The sequence below is a fragment of the Pectobacterium polaris genome (assembly GCF_002307355.1).
Taxonomy (GTDB): Bacteria; Pseudomonadota; Gammaproteobacteria; order Enterobacterales; family Enterobacteriaceae; genus Pectobacterium; species Pectobacterium polare.
Genome location: NZ_CP017481.1, coordinates 3,844,297 through 3,861,515 on the forward strand (window position 1 = coordinate 3,844,297; position 17,219 = coordinate 3,861,515).

Genomic DNA, 17,219 nt, shown 5'->3' on the forward strand with positions numbered 1-17,219 from the left:
TATGCCATTACTTGATATCCGTAACCTGACGATTGAATTTCTGACCGCCGACGGCGCGGTAAAAGCTGTCGACCGCGTCAGTATGACGCTGAGCGAGGGTGAGATTCGCGGGCTGGTGGGCGAATCCGGCTCAGGTAAAAGCCTGATCGCCAAAGCCATCTGCGGGATCACCAAAGAAAACTGGCGCGTGACCGCCGATCGTTTCCGCTTCGATGATATCGACCTGCTACAACTGTCGTCGCGCGAGCGGCGTAAGCTGGTCGGCCATAACGTCTCCATGATTTTCCAGGAGCCGCAATCCTGTCTCGATCCGTCCGAAAGTGTGGGCCGTCAGCTGGTACAGGCGATTCCGGGTTGGACGTACAAAGGCCGCTGGTGGCAGCGATTTAACTGGCGCAAGCGCCGCGCGATCGAACTGCTGCACCGCGTCGGGATTAAAGATCATAAAGACATCATGGGCAGCTACCCCTATGAGCTGAGCGACGGCGAGTGTCAGAAAGTGATGATTGCTATCGCGCTGGCAAACCAGCCGCGCCTGCTGATTGCCGATGAACCGACCAACGCGATGGAATCCACCACGCAGGCGCAGATTTTCCGCCTGCTGTCGCGCCTGAACCAAAACAATAACACCACGATTCTGCTCATCAGCCATGACCTGCAAACCATGAGCAAATGGGCCGACCGGATCAACGTGCTCTATTGTGGGCAAACGGTGGAGAGCGCCACCTGTGAAGATTTGATCACCGCGCCGCACCATCCTTATACGCAGGCGCTGATTCGCGCAATGCCCGATTTCGGTCGTTCTCTGCCGCACAAAAGCCGGCTAAATACTCTGAACGGGGCGATCCCCTCGTTAGAGCACCTGCCGATTGGCTGCCGGCTCGGCCCGCGCTGCCCGTATTCACAAAAACAGTGTATGCAAACGCCGCCGCTGCTTTCCGTTAAGAACCACTTATATGCCTGCCACTTCCCGCTCAACATGGAGGAACCGTGATGGTTGAGATGCTGCTTGAAGCCCGCAACCTGACCAAGACGTTCCGCTATCGGACCGGGCTGTTCCGTCGTCAGCATGTTGAGGCGGTGAAATCCGTCAGCTTTACGCTGCGTGAACGGCAAACGCTCGCCATCATCGGCGAGAACGGATCGGGGAAATCAACGCTGGCTAAAATGCTGTCGGGCATGATCGCGCCGACGTCCGGCGAGCTGGTTATCGATGACCATCCACTGCACTACGGCGATTACCGCTACCGCAGCCAGCGCATCCGCATGATCTTTCAGGATGCGAGCAACGCGCTTAATCCGCGTCAGCGCATCGGGCAACTGCTGGATGTCCCGCTGCGGCTGAATACCGATCTCAGCGCTGAAGCGCGTGAAAGAGCGATTAATCAGGCGTTGCATCAGGTCGGGCTACGTCCCGATCACGCCTATTATTATCCGCATGCGCTCGCGCCGGGGCAAAAACAGCGCGTCGGTCTGGCGCGTGCGCTAATCCTGCAACCGAAAGTGATTGTCGCCGATGAGGCACTGGCGTCACTGGATATGTCTATGCGGTCACAGATTATCAATCTGATGCTGGAGTTACAGGAAAAGCACGGTATCTCTTATATTTACGTGACGCAGCATCTGGGCATGATGAAACACATCAGCGACCAGATTCTGGTGATGCAGGCAGGCGAAGTGGTCGAACGCGGCAGTACCGCCGATGTGTTGTCCGCCCCGCTCCATGACCTGACGAAACGTTTGATTGCCAGCCACTTCGGCGAAGCGCTCAGCGCCGACGCCTGGCGACGCGACGGCGCACAACGTTAATCTCCGCGCACCACGGCGGCATCCCCGCGACAGCCACAGGGCTGTGGAAAAAGGCGGATACTGCTCGGAGTACCCCTACCGTCCCCAACATGGTAGAATCGCGCGGTTTATTCATCTCGGTCGTCACTTGCCACGTATGTTTACGGGTACAGAGGTGGCGATCGCAGCAACAATGATCACAAGGATTACTGCTATGGGTTTTCTTACCGGTAAGCGCATTCTGGTAACAGGTGTTGCCAGCAACCGTTCTATTGCCTACGGTATTGCACAAGCAATGCAGCGCGAAGGTGCCGAACTGGCCTTCACGTATCAGAACGACAAATTGAAAGCACGCGTTGAAGGCTTTGCCAGCGAACTGGGTTCCAGCATCGTTCTGCCGTGTGATGTCGCTGAAGATGCCAGCATCGAAGCACTGTTTACCGAACTGGCTAACGTATGGCCGAACTTTGATGGCTTCGTGCACTCCATTGCTTACGCACCGGGCGACCAACTGGACGGTGACTACGTTGATGCCGTTACCCGTGAAGGTTTCAGCATTTCTCACGATATCAGCTCTTACAGCTTCGTCGCGATGGCGAAAGCCTGCCGTAAGATGCTGAACCCGAACTCTGCGCTGGTTACCCTGTCCTACCTGGGTGCTGAGCGTGCCATCCCTAACTACAACGTTATGGGTCTGGCAAAAGCGTCTCTGGAAGCAAACGTACGTTACATGGCGAACGCCATGGGTGCTCAGGGCGTGCGCGTTAACGCCATCTCTGCGGGCCCGATTCGTACACTGGCTGCATCCGGCATCAAAGACTTCAAGAAAATGCTGTCGCATTGCGAAGCCGTTACGCCAATCCGCCGTGTCGTTACCATTGAAGACGTGGGCAACTCTGCTGCGTTCCTGTGTTCCGATCTGGCTGCCGGTATCTCCGGTGAAGTTCTGCACGTTGACGGCGGTTTCAGCATCGCTGCAATGAACGAGCTGGAACTGAAATAAGTCATCAAAAGTAGCCTATCTCGGATAGGCTACTTCTCTATTCTGCTATTTCTCTACTCATATTAATTATGCCCATTAGCTTTTGACTGTGAATTTCTGCTTTAGCTCTAATATCTGATTCAGTATGGCCGGACACGGTTGAAGTATCATACAAAATGACAGGCTCTACATAGTGCATCTGAGAATACTCAGCCGACATTTTTATTGGCATTAATAAACTGTCCATCAATGGGAAACCTTTTTCTTGTAAAAAATTACATTCCGGTTGACCAATGGTAAGGCTTGGCAACAGATACTTATTTTTAAGCTTATCGCCTTGTGAACCATAAGCAAATTGATAGGTAAAAACCTGATCAAACCATGCTTTTAGAATGGCTGGAATATTATACCAATACATAGGATATTGCAGAATAATCAAGTCATGACGCAATAACGCTGCCTGTTCTTCTTTTTCATTAATTTTATAATCACTGTTTAATCGAAAAATATCACGTACTTCTAGTTCAGAAAGACCATGTTGTAATTCAGTTACAATAGTACTATTTGCTATAGAATTCTCGATATCTGGATGTGCCAATATTATTAATGTCATACATTCTCCGTTAATAGCAATCTAACTATCAAAATGATAGTGCTTGTGATAAATTAACCGTGTAGCTTTTAATTAGCAATAACTATCAAGAAAGATAGTGGAGAAAAAATGACAACAAAAGTCACTAAAAATGCGGATTGTAAGGTTTTTTTTAATGATAAAACCTATCCTTGCCCGGTTAGCATGGTGATGGATTTGATCGGTGGGAAATGGAAAGGCGTTATTCTCTATTACTTGAAAGATAGCAATAAAAGGTTCAGTGAATTGCGCAGAAACATCCCTCAAATCACTGAAATGACATTAAGCTTACAACTTAAAAAACTCGAAATAGACGGACTTATCACGCGAGAAATTTTTGGTGAAAAACCGCCACTCAAAGTGGTTTACTCCCTATCCGAGTTCGGCCAATCATTTAAACCTGTGCTTGAGGCCATATCTCTATGGGCGAATAATGAAATAGTCGAAATTTAATATTTTATATGGTGTATCGAGTAAGTAGGTTAATTCGTGAATAGACACCGTTCCTGAATATCAAAAAATAGTGCGTACAGTAATCAACACGCCATGTCGAATTTTGATAAAAATTAACCTTTACAAATTAGTCACAGAATAATCCTTATCCAGCAACTCAAACACATAATTCCGCTGCGAAGAGAAAATAATCTCTTTGGTCTTTGTCACAAAGATGGCTTCGATATCCGGCTGGTTTTGTAGAAAGTGAATGCCGGCGCTGACGCCCATGCCATAGAGCAGCGTGGTGTAGATATCGCCGTCGAGAGAGTCGTTCGAGATAACCGTTACGCTGTGCAGTTCATTATCCAGCGGGTAACCCGTCCGGGGATCGATAATATGATGATAAATACGGTCGTCCACGGTAAAAAAACGTTCATAGACGCCGGATGTCACCACGGATTTGTTCTTCACTTTAATAATGCCCAACAGGCTATCGCGATCCGCGAAAGGCTTCTGCAACCCGACGCTCCATAGCCCTTGTTCATCCGTCAGCGCGCTGCCGATAGCCAGCACGTTTCCCCCCAGATTGATCAGCGCATCCTGAATCGCATGTTGATGCAGAACGTCCCGGACGATATCGGCGATATAGCCTTTCGCAATCGCGCCCAGATCGATCTCCATTCCCGCGCTTTCCAGCATCACGGCGCAGTCCTGCTCTCTGAGAATAATGCGCCCGGGATGCGTTAATGCCAGCGCCCGTTGTATCGATTCGCTGTCAGGCACCGTGCTGCCGCTAAAACCGATTTTCCATAGTTTCACGACAGGACCAATCGCGACGTTAAAGCCGCTGTTTTCAATCAGACTCACCGCTTTGGCGCGTTTAATCAGCTCAAAGACAATTGGGCTCACCGAAACGTACGCTTTTCCCGCCGCGTGGTTGATGCTCATCACTTCCGACTGCACCCGATTAACGGTTAGCAAGTCTTCAAGCTGCTTGATGCGCTGGAAAACTTGCCTGACAGCGATTTCATCATGGACAAACAGTTTGAGCAGAATGGGGCTGCCCATCAGGTGAACAGAATAGACGTAAGCGTTATCGACAGAAGGCATACGGTGACTCCCATGATCGAATGGCGGTACGGAAAGGAAACGGTCGGAAAATCGCGAGCGCCCGCCCTTTCAGACGCCCGCCATTAGCACTACGGTTCTATCACGTTCTTTTCTATCACTTACTCGGCTACCAGCATCGGTTGATTTTCAGCCGTTTTCGCCGTGGTTTTTGACGTAGTTTTCGCAAACTTTGGCTTACGCGCTTTCGTCGGAAAAGCATCGGAACGACGCGGTGCCCGCGCATAGGCCGCCGCCTGAATCCCCGCCTGAATCCCGAAGATAATGATATCCGCTACGGCGTTGCCGCCAATGCGATTCGCACCGTGAATACCACCAACTACTTCCCCTGCGGCATAAGCCCCGGAGATCGTCTCTTTATGGCGATTCAGTACTTCCGCTTTTTCATTAATAGTCACGCCGCCCATCGTATGATGCACGCCCGGCGCCACCTTAATCGCGTAGTACGGTGCCTGATTCAGCGGATCACGCATCCCCGTGGTACGGCCAAAATCTTCATCGTGTTTATCGGCAATAAAGGCATTGTAACGTTCGAACGTGGCGTGCAGCGCAGCTGGCGGCATGTTGAGCTTATCGGCCAGCTCAGCGACGCTGTCCGCGCTGACGGTCAGCCCTTGTGCGACATACTCTTCGACCGCCCGATTGCGGTTTCTGACCTGCTCGTCGAACAGGATGTACGCGTACTCTTCCGGCAGGTTGACGATGGCTGACGAGACGTTATCCCGCGTTTCCATTTCGTTAAAGAAACGCTTCCCACGCTGCGACACCAGAATAGCCCCGCCACCGCGAATGGATTCGGAGATCAGATAAGAGGTTGTCTGTTCAACCGTCGGATGGGTTTGAATTTCCCCCATGTCCACCGTATCCGCGCCGATCTGTTCCAGCAGGCGAATACCGCCGCCCGTAGCACCTTTGTGGTTGGTGGTGACGAAGCCTTTCAGGTCTGGGCGGTATGACTCCACCATCGCCTGATTGGCACTAAAACCGCCCGTGGCAACAATCACCGCTTTTGTCGCAATCAGGCTCTCTTCCTGATCATCATTGACGACTCTGACGGCACTAACCTTGCCCTTCTCCTGCACAATTTCGGTTACCGACGTTTCCAGCAGCACCTCAATATTGTATTTATTGAGGTTCTTAATCAGTCCGCTGACCAGATAGCCACCCACCGCTGCACCGTTGGCAGGGCGATGCGTTCTGTCAACGCTCATGCCGCCCGTCGTGGTAATGTCGCTCAGTTCAATGTCGTGCTGCGCCAGCCAGTTAATCGCGTCAGACGCATGATCGACGAAATATTGCACCAGCGCAGGATTGTTCTTCTGTTTGCCACTTTTCAGCGTTTCGTCATAGAACAGCGCCTGGCTATCTTCGATACCTTTATGTTGTTGGAAGACGGTTCCCGCCGCGTTCATACCAGCAGAGGCCTTGATAGTATTGCCACCGATGACTGGCATCTTTTCAATGACGATAACGCGCGCGCCCTCTTCGCTGGCTTGAATCGCTGCCGCCAGCCCCGCGCCACCGCTGCCAATCACCACCACATCCGCTTCACGACGCGCGTCTGGATTACCGCCGTCGGCAATAATGGCGTCTTTACTCGATTTCACCATCGCCTTGGTGACGGCCTTTTTAATCGCTTCACTCTGCGCCGTTGCGCCCGTTACGGCATCAACATGGGGGCTATTGGTATCCAGAATGCGTTCGCGGATAATCTCAAAACTGATTTTCAGTGAATCATCAATCTCGCTATTCTCCAGCGCAATATCGGCGACTCGATTCTGCTCAAAATGGATAGCAATTCGCAGCTCGCCACATTCATCCTGAACGTTTTCCTGATAAATCCCGGATTTAAATTTTTTGCCGGTTAAATTCACGTCCCGAATCATGGCTTCAACTAATGAAAAACGCCACAGCGGTTCAGGGATCGTCAATGCTTCACGTTTATCGCTGGCAATATAAAGATCGAGTTTTTCCTGCTCGGCAATGCGATCTGTCCAGTCTGGATAAGCAATACAGGCTCTGCCGACGGCAATCAGGTCATAACCATTTTCCAGCGCCGCATCCGCGTCTGCCTGATTGACAATATCCCCTACGCCAATAACCGGAATCGCGGCTAATGTCGCGGAACAGCGGGCAACATATTTCTTAATCAGCGGGGTCGGGTCGTTTGTTTCGATAATGGACGAGCGCAGAATATTGCCCATAGAGAAATGAACATAATCCAGCCCGCGCGCCGCTAATTTTTCCAGCAGATAGAGAGAATCATCAAAATGAATGCCGGGTTCTTCGATTTCTTCCGGCGAGAAACGATAGCCGATGATGAACGAAGGATCGGCGTATTTATCCGCGACCTCGTGGGTGATATCCAACACCGCCAGCGGGAAGGCCGCGCGTTTGTCACGGCTGCCGCCCCATTTATCTGAACGCTGGTTAGAGTGCGGAGAATAGAACTGTTGGATCAGGTAAGTGTTCGCACCGTGAATTTCCACGCCATCAAAACCCGCCTGAATGGCACGATGAACGGCATCGCCAAACTTGCCAATCATGGCCTCAACCTCGTCGCCCGACAGTGCAACCGGAACGATGGCACCCGCGCGCGGCGCGGCAATGGCGCTCGGAGCAACCGGCGTCGCGCCACCGATAAAACGTGGTTCGACCATACGGCCGCCGTGATAAATTTGCAGGATCGCCGTCGAGCCTTTTTCTTTAATCGCCGTCGCAATTTTGGCCAGTCCGGCAATTTTCTCGTCGTTATCTATCCCTATCGCACCGGGAAAAGCCAACCCTTTGTCATCAATAAAACAGCATTCCACAATCACGGTGCCGATGCTGCCAGCTCTGGCCTGATAATATTCCACCAGCTCTTTGGTCACACTCCCATCGTAAAACCCACTACAGGTGGTCATGGGAGCCATCAGTACCCGATTTTTCAGCGTCGCGCCGTTGGGGAGTGTAAAAGCGGCAAATAGATCATGGTGATTATTCTTCATAGCGAATACTCCACTTAAAATAAAAACTCTGTTCGCGAATGAATCAGAAGCCGCCATGTTTGTTTTTATTAATTTTTCTGGCTGATAATTTGCGAACTTATTACTTACCAAGTATCTATTTTTTTAACTGTTATAAAATCTTTTCTTACTATTTAAACTATTTTGTAGATCCGATTTTATTAAGGGTATTCGCACAACTCTTTTTTATATTTAATATTCCATTCACTTTATTAACATCTCTTTATCCTGAAGATAACCAATCGGATATTATTTATATTCTGCATAACAAAAAAAACGCCCCGGTAAACAATAATACCGAGGCGCAATATACGCGTCATACTTCAAGCCGCAGGTGCGTTGGCTGCATTCGCTCACCCGAATCACTTACCTGAGTAAGCTCATCGGGATTCCCTCTTTTGGCCGCCTTCCTGCAACTCGAATTATTTAGCGTATAGAGAAATGGAGATGATTATTGGTGTTGATAGGTCTCCGTATGAACGCCGTTAATGTACAGCTGGCGTTGCTCGCCCGCCGGCAGGCGCAGCGTCGCATGCTGCCAAGCGGGCTGGTATCGCCCTTCCGATGTAAACGTCACGTCAATCCGTTGGCTATCCGTGCGGATTTCCCAGCGCAGCCACAGCGCGTTACCTTCACGCCATTGCCACGTCTCGCCATCGTCTTCGAACAGCAGCCCGCTGTCCGTACCACCCGCGACAGGCGGGAAGAGCAGGAATTCACGCTGGTCATCTTCACGCGGACTGACGTGGGCCGTTCGCGCCGACAGCGGAATCATCGCACCCGCTCTGACCAAAAGCGGGAGCCGTTCCAACGGCGCATCCAGCACGACTGTCTGTCCGCCGCTGAACCACTGACCAGAATGAAAATCGTACCAGCCTGACGTATTCGCCGGCAGGTAGACCGTGCGCTGGCGCTGTCCCTGCTCAACCACGCTGGCGACCAGAATATCTCGTCCCAGCATGAAATCGTCGGTTTCCTCCAGCGTCGCGCTGTCCTGCTCGTGGTCGAGGAACATCGGGCGCAGCATCGGTTCATCGTCCGCGCTAGCCTGCCACAGCAAGGTATAAAAATACGGCAGCAGACGGTAGCGAAGCTCAATAGCGCTGCGTATCGCAGGCGTTACCGCGGGATACATCCACGGTTCGTTTACCGTATGGTCGTCATTCCAGGAATGAATGGTGAAACGCGGGTGCATCACGCCGTTTTGTACCCAGCGCACAAACAGCTCGGCGTCTGGCTTATCGCCCGAAAACCCGCCAACGTCGTGCCCGACATTAAACAGGCCGGACAGACTCATCCCGATTCCCATCCGCGTGTTGTAACGCAGCGTCTGCCAGTTGGTACGGTTATCGCCGCTCCAGGTCTGCACGTAGCGCTGCATGCCCGCACAGCCGGAACGCGAGATCAGATAAGGGCGTAGCGTCGGAGCAAAACGCTGCTGTGCCTCCAGCGAGGCGCGCATCATCAACAGCGGCATCAGCGGGCGAATGTGTTTGATCGCCATCGTTTCGCCGAATCCGTGGCAGCGGGCTTCACCATCCCAGACTTCATATTCGTTATTGTCATTCCACGTTGAATCAATCCCTTTCCCCAGCAGCTGTCGGGTGACGTTCTCCTGCCACCACGCCACCGTTGCCGGATTGGTGAAATCAAGGTGCGAACCTTCATCGTCCCAAAAGCTGGAGCGCTCTGGCACATCGGATTCGGAATCGCGGATAAACAGCCCCTGCGCCGACACCTCGTCGTATTTCGGGTGATCTTGCAGTAAACAGGGTTTGATATTGGCAGCCAGTTTGAGGCCCGCATCGTGGAAAGCCTGCGACATCACTTCCGGCTGGGGAACTTTGTCGTGGTTCCAGTTAAACACATAGCGCTTATTGTTGATCGACGTGTAGCCCGATGAGAGTTGGAACGAATCACACGGGATATGATGTTCCCGGCACAGCGCGATAAATTTCATCAGCTGCTGCTGCGCATCCGGTGCATCGGTGTAATGCATGGTGGAACCGCTGTAACCCAGGCTCCATTTTGGCCCAAAGAGCGTTTTCCCCGTCAGGCGCACAAATGCTTTCGTGACATCCAACACGCGCGGCCCGATGAACAGGTAATAGTCGAGATCGCCCGCCTCCGCCTGATAGCGTCGATAAGCCAGATGATAGTTATCGATTTCATTGCCGAGATCGAGCCAGGTCGTGCTCAGGTTATCGTAAAACAGGCCGAAGCTGACATCGTCACGTCGGGTAATGGTAAACGGCACATGCTTATACAGCGGATCGGTGCTCGCCGCGTTGTAGCCCATCGCATCCAGATTGCGGAACTCAAACCGACGTCCGGTGCGTTCAAGGTCGCCAGCCTTCTCACCCAGCCCGTAATAGCGCTCCGTCGGGAAACGGCGCTGATAGTGCGCCACGCCATCACCGTGTGGGTTGAGCAGATAGGCGCTGGTGGGTCGATCGGCAGCAAACGGCTGCCATTCGCCCTGTTCATCGCAATATTCCCACGCCAGCCACAGCGGCTGATGAATCGTAATTCGCATCCGCGCGGTGCTGATACGCAGCGCATCGTCCAGTTGTTCCAGCGAGAATCCCGGCAGGCTGAAACCCTCGCAGCTCTCACGGCTGCGCCCCTGCCAAGGGACATCCTGCTGCGGCGCGATGCTCCAGGTGCGGTTCAGCTTCAGCTCGCCATGCTGTTTAACCAGCACGCGGGCCAACATCGGTTCCAGCACGTACAGGCGAAACACATGTTTGTCGTCCACCAGCAGCTCAACATGGTCGGCACTCTGATGACGGAACACCCAATTTTTCAACGTTTTCATACAGCGTCCTTTTCAGGAAAAATAAATGAGCCGTTATGCCTGCGACCGCGTTTTCCCACGACGTTCAGCAATAAATGCGATCAGGAAGATGGCACCGATCAGATCGAAGAATCCCATCGCGACAAACAGCGGGTTAAACCCAATTTTGTCGGCGGTGACGCCAATCAGCAGCGAGAACAGGAAGCTGGCAATCCAGGCAAATGAACCGCGCATCCCGTTCACCGTTGCCATCTGCCCTTTATCGAACGATTCCACCACCAGTGCGCTCAACATGCAGGAAATCACCTGATGGCCAAACCCACCGATGGAAATCAGCAGAATCGCCACCCACGGATCTTTACTGATGGCAACCAGCGCCAGCGACAGCATCAGAAACGCGCCCGTGACCGAACTCGCCACAATCGAGTTAACGCGCGAGCAGCCGAACCAGCGGGTATAAAGTCGGGTGAGATAGCCACTGGCGATACTGCCAAGATCGGCAGCAAGAAACGGCAGCCACGCAAACATCGCGATTTGTTTCAGATCCATACCGCGCTCATTTGCCAGATAGAGCGGCACCCAAAAACTGAGCACGGCCCACGCGGGCTCCGCCATAAATGCGGGAATCGCGATACCGTAGAAGCGTTTATTTTTTGAGACGGTTTTCAGCGCGGTGAAGAAAGGCAGTTTGACCGGCGGTGCTTCATTGTCCTGACGGATGAAATCCAGCTCCTCACGGCTTAAATTGGGGTGATTTTCGGGGTTGTGATAGAACAGCCACCACAGAATCACCCACAGCAGTGCCAGCCCACCGCTGAACATAAACGCGCCCTGCCAGCCCAGATAGGCATGCGCCACAACGATAATCGGCGGTGCCAGCATCGCACCGATAGAGAAACCGACACCGGCCCAGCCTGCCGCAATCGGGCGTTCCTTTTTAGGGAACCACTCGCCCAGCGTTTTGGCATTCGCCGGTGTCGCTGCCGCTTCGGACGCGCCCATAAAGAAACGCAAGATCGCCAGATGCAGCCAGCTTCCCGCCCCCGCGTGGAAGATGCACATCAGCGCCCAGATCACCGCGCAGATCATAAAGCCAATTTTCAGGCCGATGACATCGATCAGCCAGCCGCAAATCGGCTGGAAAATGGTATACGCCAGTTGGAATGCACCGACAATCCAGGAGTATTGCTCGGTGGTGATGCCCATACTGGTTTTCAGTTCGGGTGCCAGAATGCCCAGTGAATTACGGGTGATGTAATTCACGGTAACGCCAAGCAGAAACAGGCTCAGCACCCACCAACGCAGGTTTCTGAATGTCCGTTTACCTTTGGTAGCGATGGGGGACGAATTGATGTCGAGACTCATGGTGACTCCTTTACAGGAAAGTAGGGTGACATTGGTCTGATATCTCGACGGCATTTTTGTATTTATAGCCTATCGAACAATCAAACCATTTTCATATCATTGTATTTATTGAGTTAAATCCTGTTTTACTACCTCTAACCACTGAAATTGGTTTACCAAATCGAGAGTAGAACAATTGAAAATCGTGAAACACTCACTTTTTTGAAAACATTTTCATGCTATGGTCAAAATGCAGACAAAAACCTGCATATAGCGCCTGAAAATAGGTAACAGATAGCAATGAAAACTTTGTCATTTTCGAAGGTGAACGGGATCACAAAATGAAAGGAAACCTGAAAATACGCGAAATTGCGCAGCGGACGGGCTACTCGATCAGCACGGTCTCACGCGTGCTATCTGGTCAGTCCAATACCAGCGAACAGGCAAAAACGGACATTCTCAACTGCGCCCGCCAGTGCGGCGTACTGGCCGATCTCGCCAACGGCCGCCTGCTGTTGAACGGGCTCACTATTTTTGCCCCACCGCGCGCTTTTGATATTCGGTCCGACATCTTCTATCACAAGGTGGTACAGAGCATCATTGATGCCCTGAAGCCACACGATGTGCGAGTGCGCTACTGCGGGCTGGAGGAAAATGACAGCGATGCGGCGCTCTTTTTAGACAAAATGCGCGATCCGGCTACGGAGGCGGCGCTGCTGATCGGCATCGACGATCCCTATATTCACGCGCTGGCGGCGGACAGCGGTAAGCCCTGCATATTGATTAACTGCATTGACCGTAAGATGCGATTGCCGGGTGTGGCGCCCGCCCATCGCTTGATAGGCGAATTCTCCGCCCATTATATTTTTGAGCAAGGGCACCATTCCGTGTTGACGCTGCTGTGCCTGCGTCGTTACACGATGGAGCTGCGTCTGGACGGGATTCGGGATGCCTATCAGCACCATAATCTGCCGTTTTCCTCTGAGGATAATTTGCTGGCGTTAGATAATTTCAGCACGACGGACGCCGAACAGGCGATGACGACCTTTTTAGCCCGCTGCCCGCCGGATAAGCGACCTACGGCGATTTTGGCCGGTGGTGATTTCATCGCGGTTGGGGTGGTAAATGCTTTGACCAAAGCAGGATTGCGCGTGCCGCAGGATGTCTCGGTGATGAGCATGGATGGATTCAATCTCTCGGCCATTCACGACGTCCCGCTCACATCGGTACATGTGCCGCGTGAGGCGCTGGGCGAAGAAGCCGTCAGGCTGTTGCAATATCGCCTGATTCGCCCCGAAGCCCCCGTCGGCAACCTGCTACTAAACGGCACGCTGGTGGTTCGCCAGTCCGTCAGGCGGCTGCGCGCCAGTAAATCCGTTGCGCCGATACAGGATGAAAGCCTCTACGACTGAGCCTGCAACCACGCCTGCGCCGCGTCAAAGAAGTTCTGCGCCAGCGGCGTCGCTCGACCAGCCTGTGCAACAACAACGGCAGCACGGCGGCGCATTGGCGGAAACAGCAGAGGTCGGAGCGTTAACGCGGGCGTCATGTCCGGGATCAGGCTGCCGTGAGGCACAATGCCGCACCCGAGCCCGACATAAGCACTTTGGATCAGTTGCAGGACGGAAGAGCTTTCCACCTTGACCCACGGCGAAACGCCCATTTCGCGGAAATGACTATCGAGATAGCGACGGAAGTAGCGGCTGGCCTCCGCCAGACAGAGCGGAACCTCAGAAAGCGCAGCGAGAGGCAGCGGCGTCTCCCCGACCAGCTGTGGGAAATAGTGCGGATGGAACAAGAGATCAACGCCCTGCTCCGTCAACGGCGACGCCTGAAAGTGCAGTTCCTGTAGCGTCGAAAACTCAAAAAAGCCGATGCCGACATCCACCGAATGCGCATTCAGCGCTTCCAGCAGTTGATCCGCACTGAACAGCGAGATCTGAAAATCCAGCTGCGGGTAAACCTTGTTCACCGCTGCCAGCAGGCTCGACAGCGCGATACTGCTTTGCGGCACCGCGCCGATGCGCAATACGCCGCTCACACCGCGTTTCAGCGACGCGACTTCCAGCTTCAGCCCCTGATAAACCGAGACGATTTCCCGCGCCCAGGCCAGCACGCGTTCACCTTCGGCGGTAAAGCCTTCAAAATTGTTACCCCGATTGATTAACGCCAGATCCAGCTCTCGCTCCAGATTTTTCAACCGCATGGAGAGCGTTGGCTGACTGACAAAACTGGCTTCCGCTGCCCGGCCAAAATGGCGCTCTTTCTCCAGATTGCACAGGTATTGCAGTTGCTTAATATCCATCGTCAGACTCGATCATCAGACACAGTAGTGGGTAAGCCCGGAGTATATACCGATAAACCGCCTCTATCCCACCATAGCCGCATTTGATTAGACGCGATCGCCGACGGCACCTAAACTTCATCTAAAGAGCAAACATTTAAAATTTTGTTCACATAAAAACAACAAAACCCTAAATAATTCGAGTTTCAGGCCGACGGCAACGCAGCGAGTCCCCAGGAGCTTACTCAAGTAAGTGACTGGGGTGAGCGAGGCAGCCAACACACCTGCAACTTGAAGTATGACGGGTTTATTCACCTGCGGATTCGAACATGAAATTCAAACCATCCATCAAGCCATACCGCAATGCGGCTGGCGGCTGGGGCTCGTTGGAAGCCACCACGCGTTTTGTTCTCGACAGCAAGCAAGCGCTGAAAAATATCCGAAACTTGTTGCGGGTCAATAAATCGAAAGGATTTGACTGCCCCGGCTGTGCCTGGGGTGATGACAACAGCAGCACGTTCAGTTTTTGTGAAAACGGCGCGAAAGCGGTCAGCTGGGAAGCAACGCGCAAAGCGGTCGATCTGGATTTTTTCGCCGCCCATAGCGTCACGACGCTTCGCCAGCAAAGTAACTATTTCCTTGAATATCAGGGCCGCTTAACCCACCCGATGCGCTATGACCGTGCCAGCGATCGCTATGTTCCTATCAGCTGGGACGCGGCGTTTGCGCTGATCGCTCGCCACATCAGTAACATGGCGCACCCTAATCAGGTTGAACTTTATACGTCCGGCCGTGCCAGCAATGAAGCCTCTTATCTGTATCAGCTTTTTGGCCGTATGCTGGGCACCAACAATTTTCCTGACTGTTCGAATATGTGCCATGAGGCCAGCGGAATCGGTCTGAAACAGAGTATCGGCGTCGGTAAAGGCACGATCCGGCTGGATGATTTCGAACACGCTGACGCAATTTTCGTCTTCGGGCAGAACCCTGGCACCAATCACCCACGTATGCTGCACAGCCTGCGCCACGCCGCCGATCGCGGTGCGCACGTCGTCTCGTTTAATACGCTACGCGAGCGCGGTCTGGAACGTTTTGCCAATCCGCAGAACCCACTGGAGCTGCTCACGCCACTGTCCGGCACCATTAGCGAAACCTACCTGCAACCCAATCTGGGCGGCGATATGGCCGCCGTGCGCGGCATGGTAAAAGCGCTGCTGGAAACACATCGCCAGCGCTTGTCTGCCGGGGAAGCGGGTTTATTCGATCAGGATTTCTTGTCTACACATACCCAGCAGGTGGATGCGTATCTGGCCGTTGTCGACGCGACAAGCTGGCAGAAAATCGAACAACAGTCCGGCCTGAGTGAAGCGCAGCTGCGCTATGTCGCGGCGATTTATCAGCAGTCGCCGCGCGTGATTTGCACCTGGGCGATGGGGATTACCCAGCATAAGCATTCCGTCGCCACCGTGCGGGAAATCGTGAACCTGCAACTGCTGTTCGGGCAGCTAGGGAAACCGGGCGCGGGGCTGTGTCCGGTACGTGGCCATAGTAATGTGCAGGGCAACCGCACCATGGGGATCGATGAGAAACCGACGGCCGCGTTTCTCGATCGTCTGGCGGCACATTATGGCTTCACGCCGCCTTACGCCGCAGGCCACAACACGGTAGAAGCGCTGGAAGCGATGCTGCGCGACGAGATAAAAGTGCTGATCGCGCTGGGCGGTAACCTCGCTGCCGCCGCACCGGATTCGGCACGCACCGAAGAAGCGCTCAGCCGCTGCGACCTGACCGTACATATCAGCACCAAGCTCAACCGCAGCCATCTGGTGACGGGCAAGGTCGATGCATTGATTCTGCCGACGCTCGGCCGTACCGATCTCGACATGCAGGCCAGCGGCGCGCAGTTTATTACTGTCGAAGACTCTTTCAGCATGGTGCACGCGTCGCAGGGCGTCGGGCAGCCGCTTTCGCCGTTGCAGCGTTCGGAAACGGCGATTGTTGCCGGGATTGCCAATGCGGTACTCGGTCATGAAAAGCTCGACTGGCTGGCGCTGGCGGACGATTACTCACGCATCCGTGACCATATCGCCGCGACTATTCCCGGCTTTACCGATTTCAATGCTAACTGCGACCTGCCGGGCGGATTCTATCTCGGTAACGCCGCCGCTGAACTGCACTTCAATACCCTCAACGGGAAAGCGCAATTCAGCCATGCCGCTCTGCCCGATACGCTGTTTCCGCAGCTACGAGGCAGCGATGTGCCCTTTACGCTGCAAACCCTGCGCTCACACGATCAATACAACACCACGATTTATGGGCTGGATGACCGCTATCGCGGCGTGTACGGGCAGCGGGAAGTGCTCTTCATGCACCCGGATGACATCAGTGCGTTAGGGTTGGAAGACGGCGATCTCGTCGATATCGAAACGCTGTGGAATGACGGCATTACCCGTATCGTCAACGGCTTCAAGCTGGTGAGCTACGCGATTCCGCGCGGCAACCTGGCCGCCTATTACCCGGAAACCAATCCGCTGGTGCCGCTGTCCAGCTTTGGGGATGAAACGCACACGCCGACCTCTAAATCAGTGCCGGTTGTCGTTCGTCGTAGTACGCAAGAAGAGTCTCTGCTGCGTATCGCCTAAGCATCTGTCGGCTAGGCGGCAACTCATCACATAAACGACGCTGCCGTGCCGTGAAATCAATCGCGTGCACGGCAGGTGGACACGTTCAAATCAGCGTTGACTTTACTCGGATTTATCCGCGCTTCTGCTGCCGATCTGCGACCACACTTTCCCCGATTATTCTTGCCGCCAGCACCCGAT

Annotated in this window: 12 protein-coding genes; 6 read left to right on the forward strand and 6 right to left on the reverse strand. The window is 53.3% G+C overall.

Annotated features, from left to right (window positions below):
- The first annotated feature begins 1 nt into the window (after window position 1).
- From sapD to fabI, 3 genes are all read left to right on the forward strand, one after another.
- Window positions 2-994: a putrescine export ABC transporter ATP-binding protein SapD gene (sapD, locus tag BJJ97_RS17210; RefSeq protein WP_095994748.1), complete on the forward strand. Its 993-nt coding sequence runs from the start codon at window positions 2-4 to the stop codon at window positions 992-994.
- Window positions 994-1,809, forward strand: coding sequence for a putrescine export ABC transporter ATP-binding protein SapF (gene sapF, locus BJJ97_RS17215; RefSeq protein WP_010276730.1), 816 nt, complete (start codon window positions 994-996; stop codon window positions 1,807-1,809). The genes sapD and sapF overlap by 1 nt, the downstream gene beginning before the upstream one ends.
- Window positions 1,810-2,002: 193 nt before the next feature.
- A complete protein-coding gene (fabI, locus tag BJJ97_RS17220) occupies window positions 2,003-2,791 on the forward strand; it encodes an enoyl-ACP reductase FabI (RefSeq protein WP_010276729.1) in 789 nt (262 codons plus the stop codon).
- A gap of 37 nt (window positions 2,792-2,828) precedes the next feature.
- Here the strand turns inward: fabI and BJJ97_RS17225 are convergent, their stop codons facing one another.
- A complete protein-coding gene (locus BJJ97_RS17225) occupies window positions 2,829-3,383 on the reverse strand; it encodes an NAD(P)H-dependent oxidoreductase (RefSeq protein ID WP_095994749.1) in 555 nt (184 codons plus the stop codon).
- A 108-nt stretch (window positions 3,384-3,491) separates the two neighbouring features.
- Here BJJ97_RS17225 and BJJ97_RS17230 point away from each other — a divergent pair, with 108 nt between their 5' ends.
- The gene (locus tag BJJ97_RS17230; protein WP_095994750.1) at window positions 3,492-3,854 is read left to right on the forward strand and encodes a winged helix-turn-helix transcriptional regulator; all 363 of its coding nucleotides are present in this window, start codon (window positions 3,492-3,494) and stop codon (window positions 3,852-3,854) included.
- 120 nt (window positions 3,855-3,974) lie between these two features.
- On the opposite strand, the gene BJJ97_RS17235 is transcribed toward BJJ97_RS17230, so the two are convergent.
- The 4 genes from BJJ97_RS17235 to BJJ97_RS17250 form a co-directional block, all read right to left on the reverse strand.
- A complete protein-coding gene (locus BJJ97_RS17235) occupies window positions 3,975-4,946 on the reverse strand; it encodes an FAD:protein FMN transferase (protein WP_095994751.1) in 972 nt (323 codons plus the stop codon).
- 119 nt (window positions 4,947-5,065) lie between these two features.
- Window positions 5,066-7,954, reverse strand: coding sequence for a flavocytochrome c (locus BJJ97_RS17240; protein WP_095994752.1), 2,889 nt, complete (start codon window positions 7,952-7,954; stop codon window positions 5,066-5,068).
- Window positions 7,955-8,423: 469 nt separating this feature from the next.
- Window positions 8,424-10,790 carry a glycoside hydrolase family 31 protein gene (locus tag BJJ97_RS17245; protein ID WP_095994753.1) on the reverse strand — a complete coding sequence of 789 codons (2,367 nt, stop codon included), beginning with the start codon at window positions 10,788-10,790 and terminating at the stop codon, window positions 8,424-8,426.
- A gap of 33 nt (window positions 10,791-10,823) precedes the next feature.
- The gene (locus tag BJJ97_RS17250) at window positions 10,824-12,134 is read right to left on the reverse strand and encodes an MFS transporter (protein WP_095994754.1); all 1,311 of its coding nucleotides are present in this window, start codon (window positions 12,132-12,134) and stop codon (window positions 10,824-10,826) included.
- A 320-nt stretch (window positions 12,135-12,454) separates the two neighbouring features.
- Between BJJ97_RS17250 and BJJ97_RS17255 the strand changes: the two genes are divergently transcribed.
- The gene (locus BJJ97_RS17255; protein ID WP_095994755.1) at window positions 12,455-13,525 is read left to right on the forward strand and encodes a LacI family DNA-binding transcriptional regulator; all 1,071 of its coding nucleotides are present in this window, start codon (window positions 12,455-12,457) and stop codon (window positions 13,523-13,525) included.
- Here BJJ97_RS17255 and BJJ97_RS17260 read toward each other — a convergent pair.
- On the reverse strand, window positions 13,516-14,418 hold the full coding sequence (locus tag BJJ97_RS17260; protein WP_095994756.1) for a LysR family transcriptional regulator: 903 nt from the start codon (window positions 14,416-14,418) through the stop codon (window positions 13,516-13,518). The two genes, BJJ97_RS17255 and BJJ97_RS17260, sit on opposite strands and share 10 nt — an antisense overlap.
- A gap of 308 nt (window positions 14,419-14,726) precedes the next feature.
- On the opposite strand from BJJ97_RS17260, the gene BJJ97_RS17265 reads away from it, so the two are divergent.
- Window positions 14,727-17,039 carry an FdhF/YdeP family oxidoreductase gene (locus BJJ97_RS17265; RefSeq protein WP_095994757.1) on the forward strand — a complete coding sequence of 771 codons (2,313 nt, stop codon included), beginning with the start codon at window positions 14,727-14,729 and terminating at the stop codon, window positions 17,037-17,039.
- Window positions 17,040-17,219 lie beyond the last annotated feature (180 nt).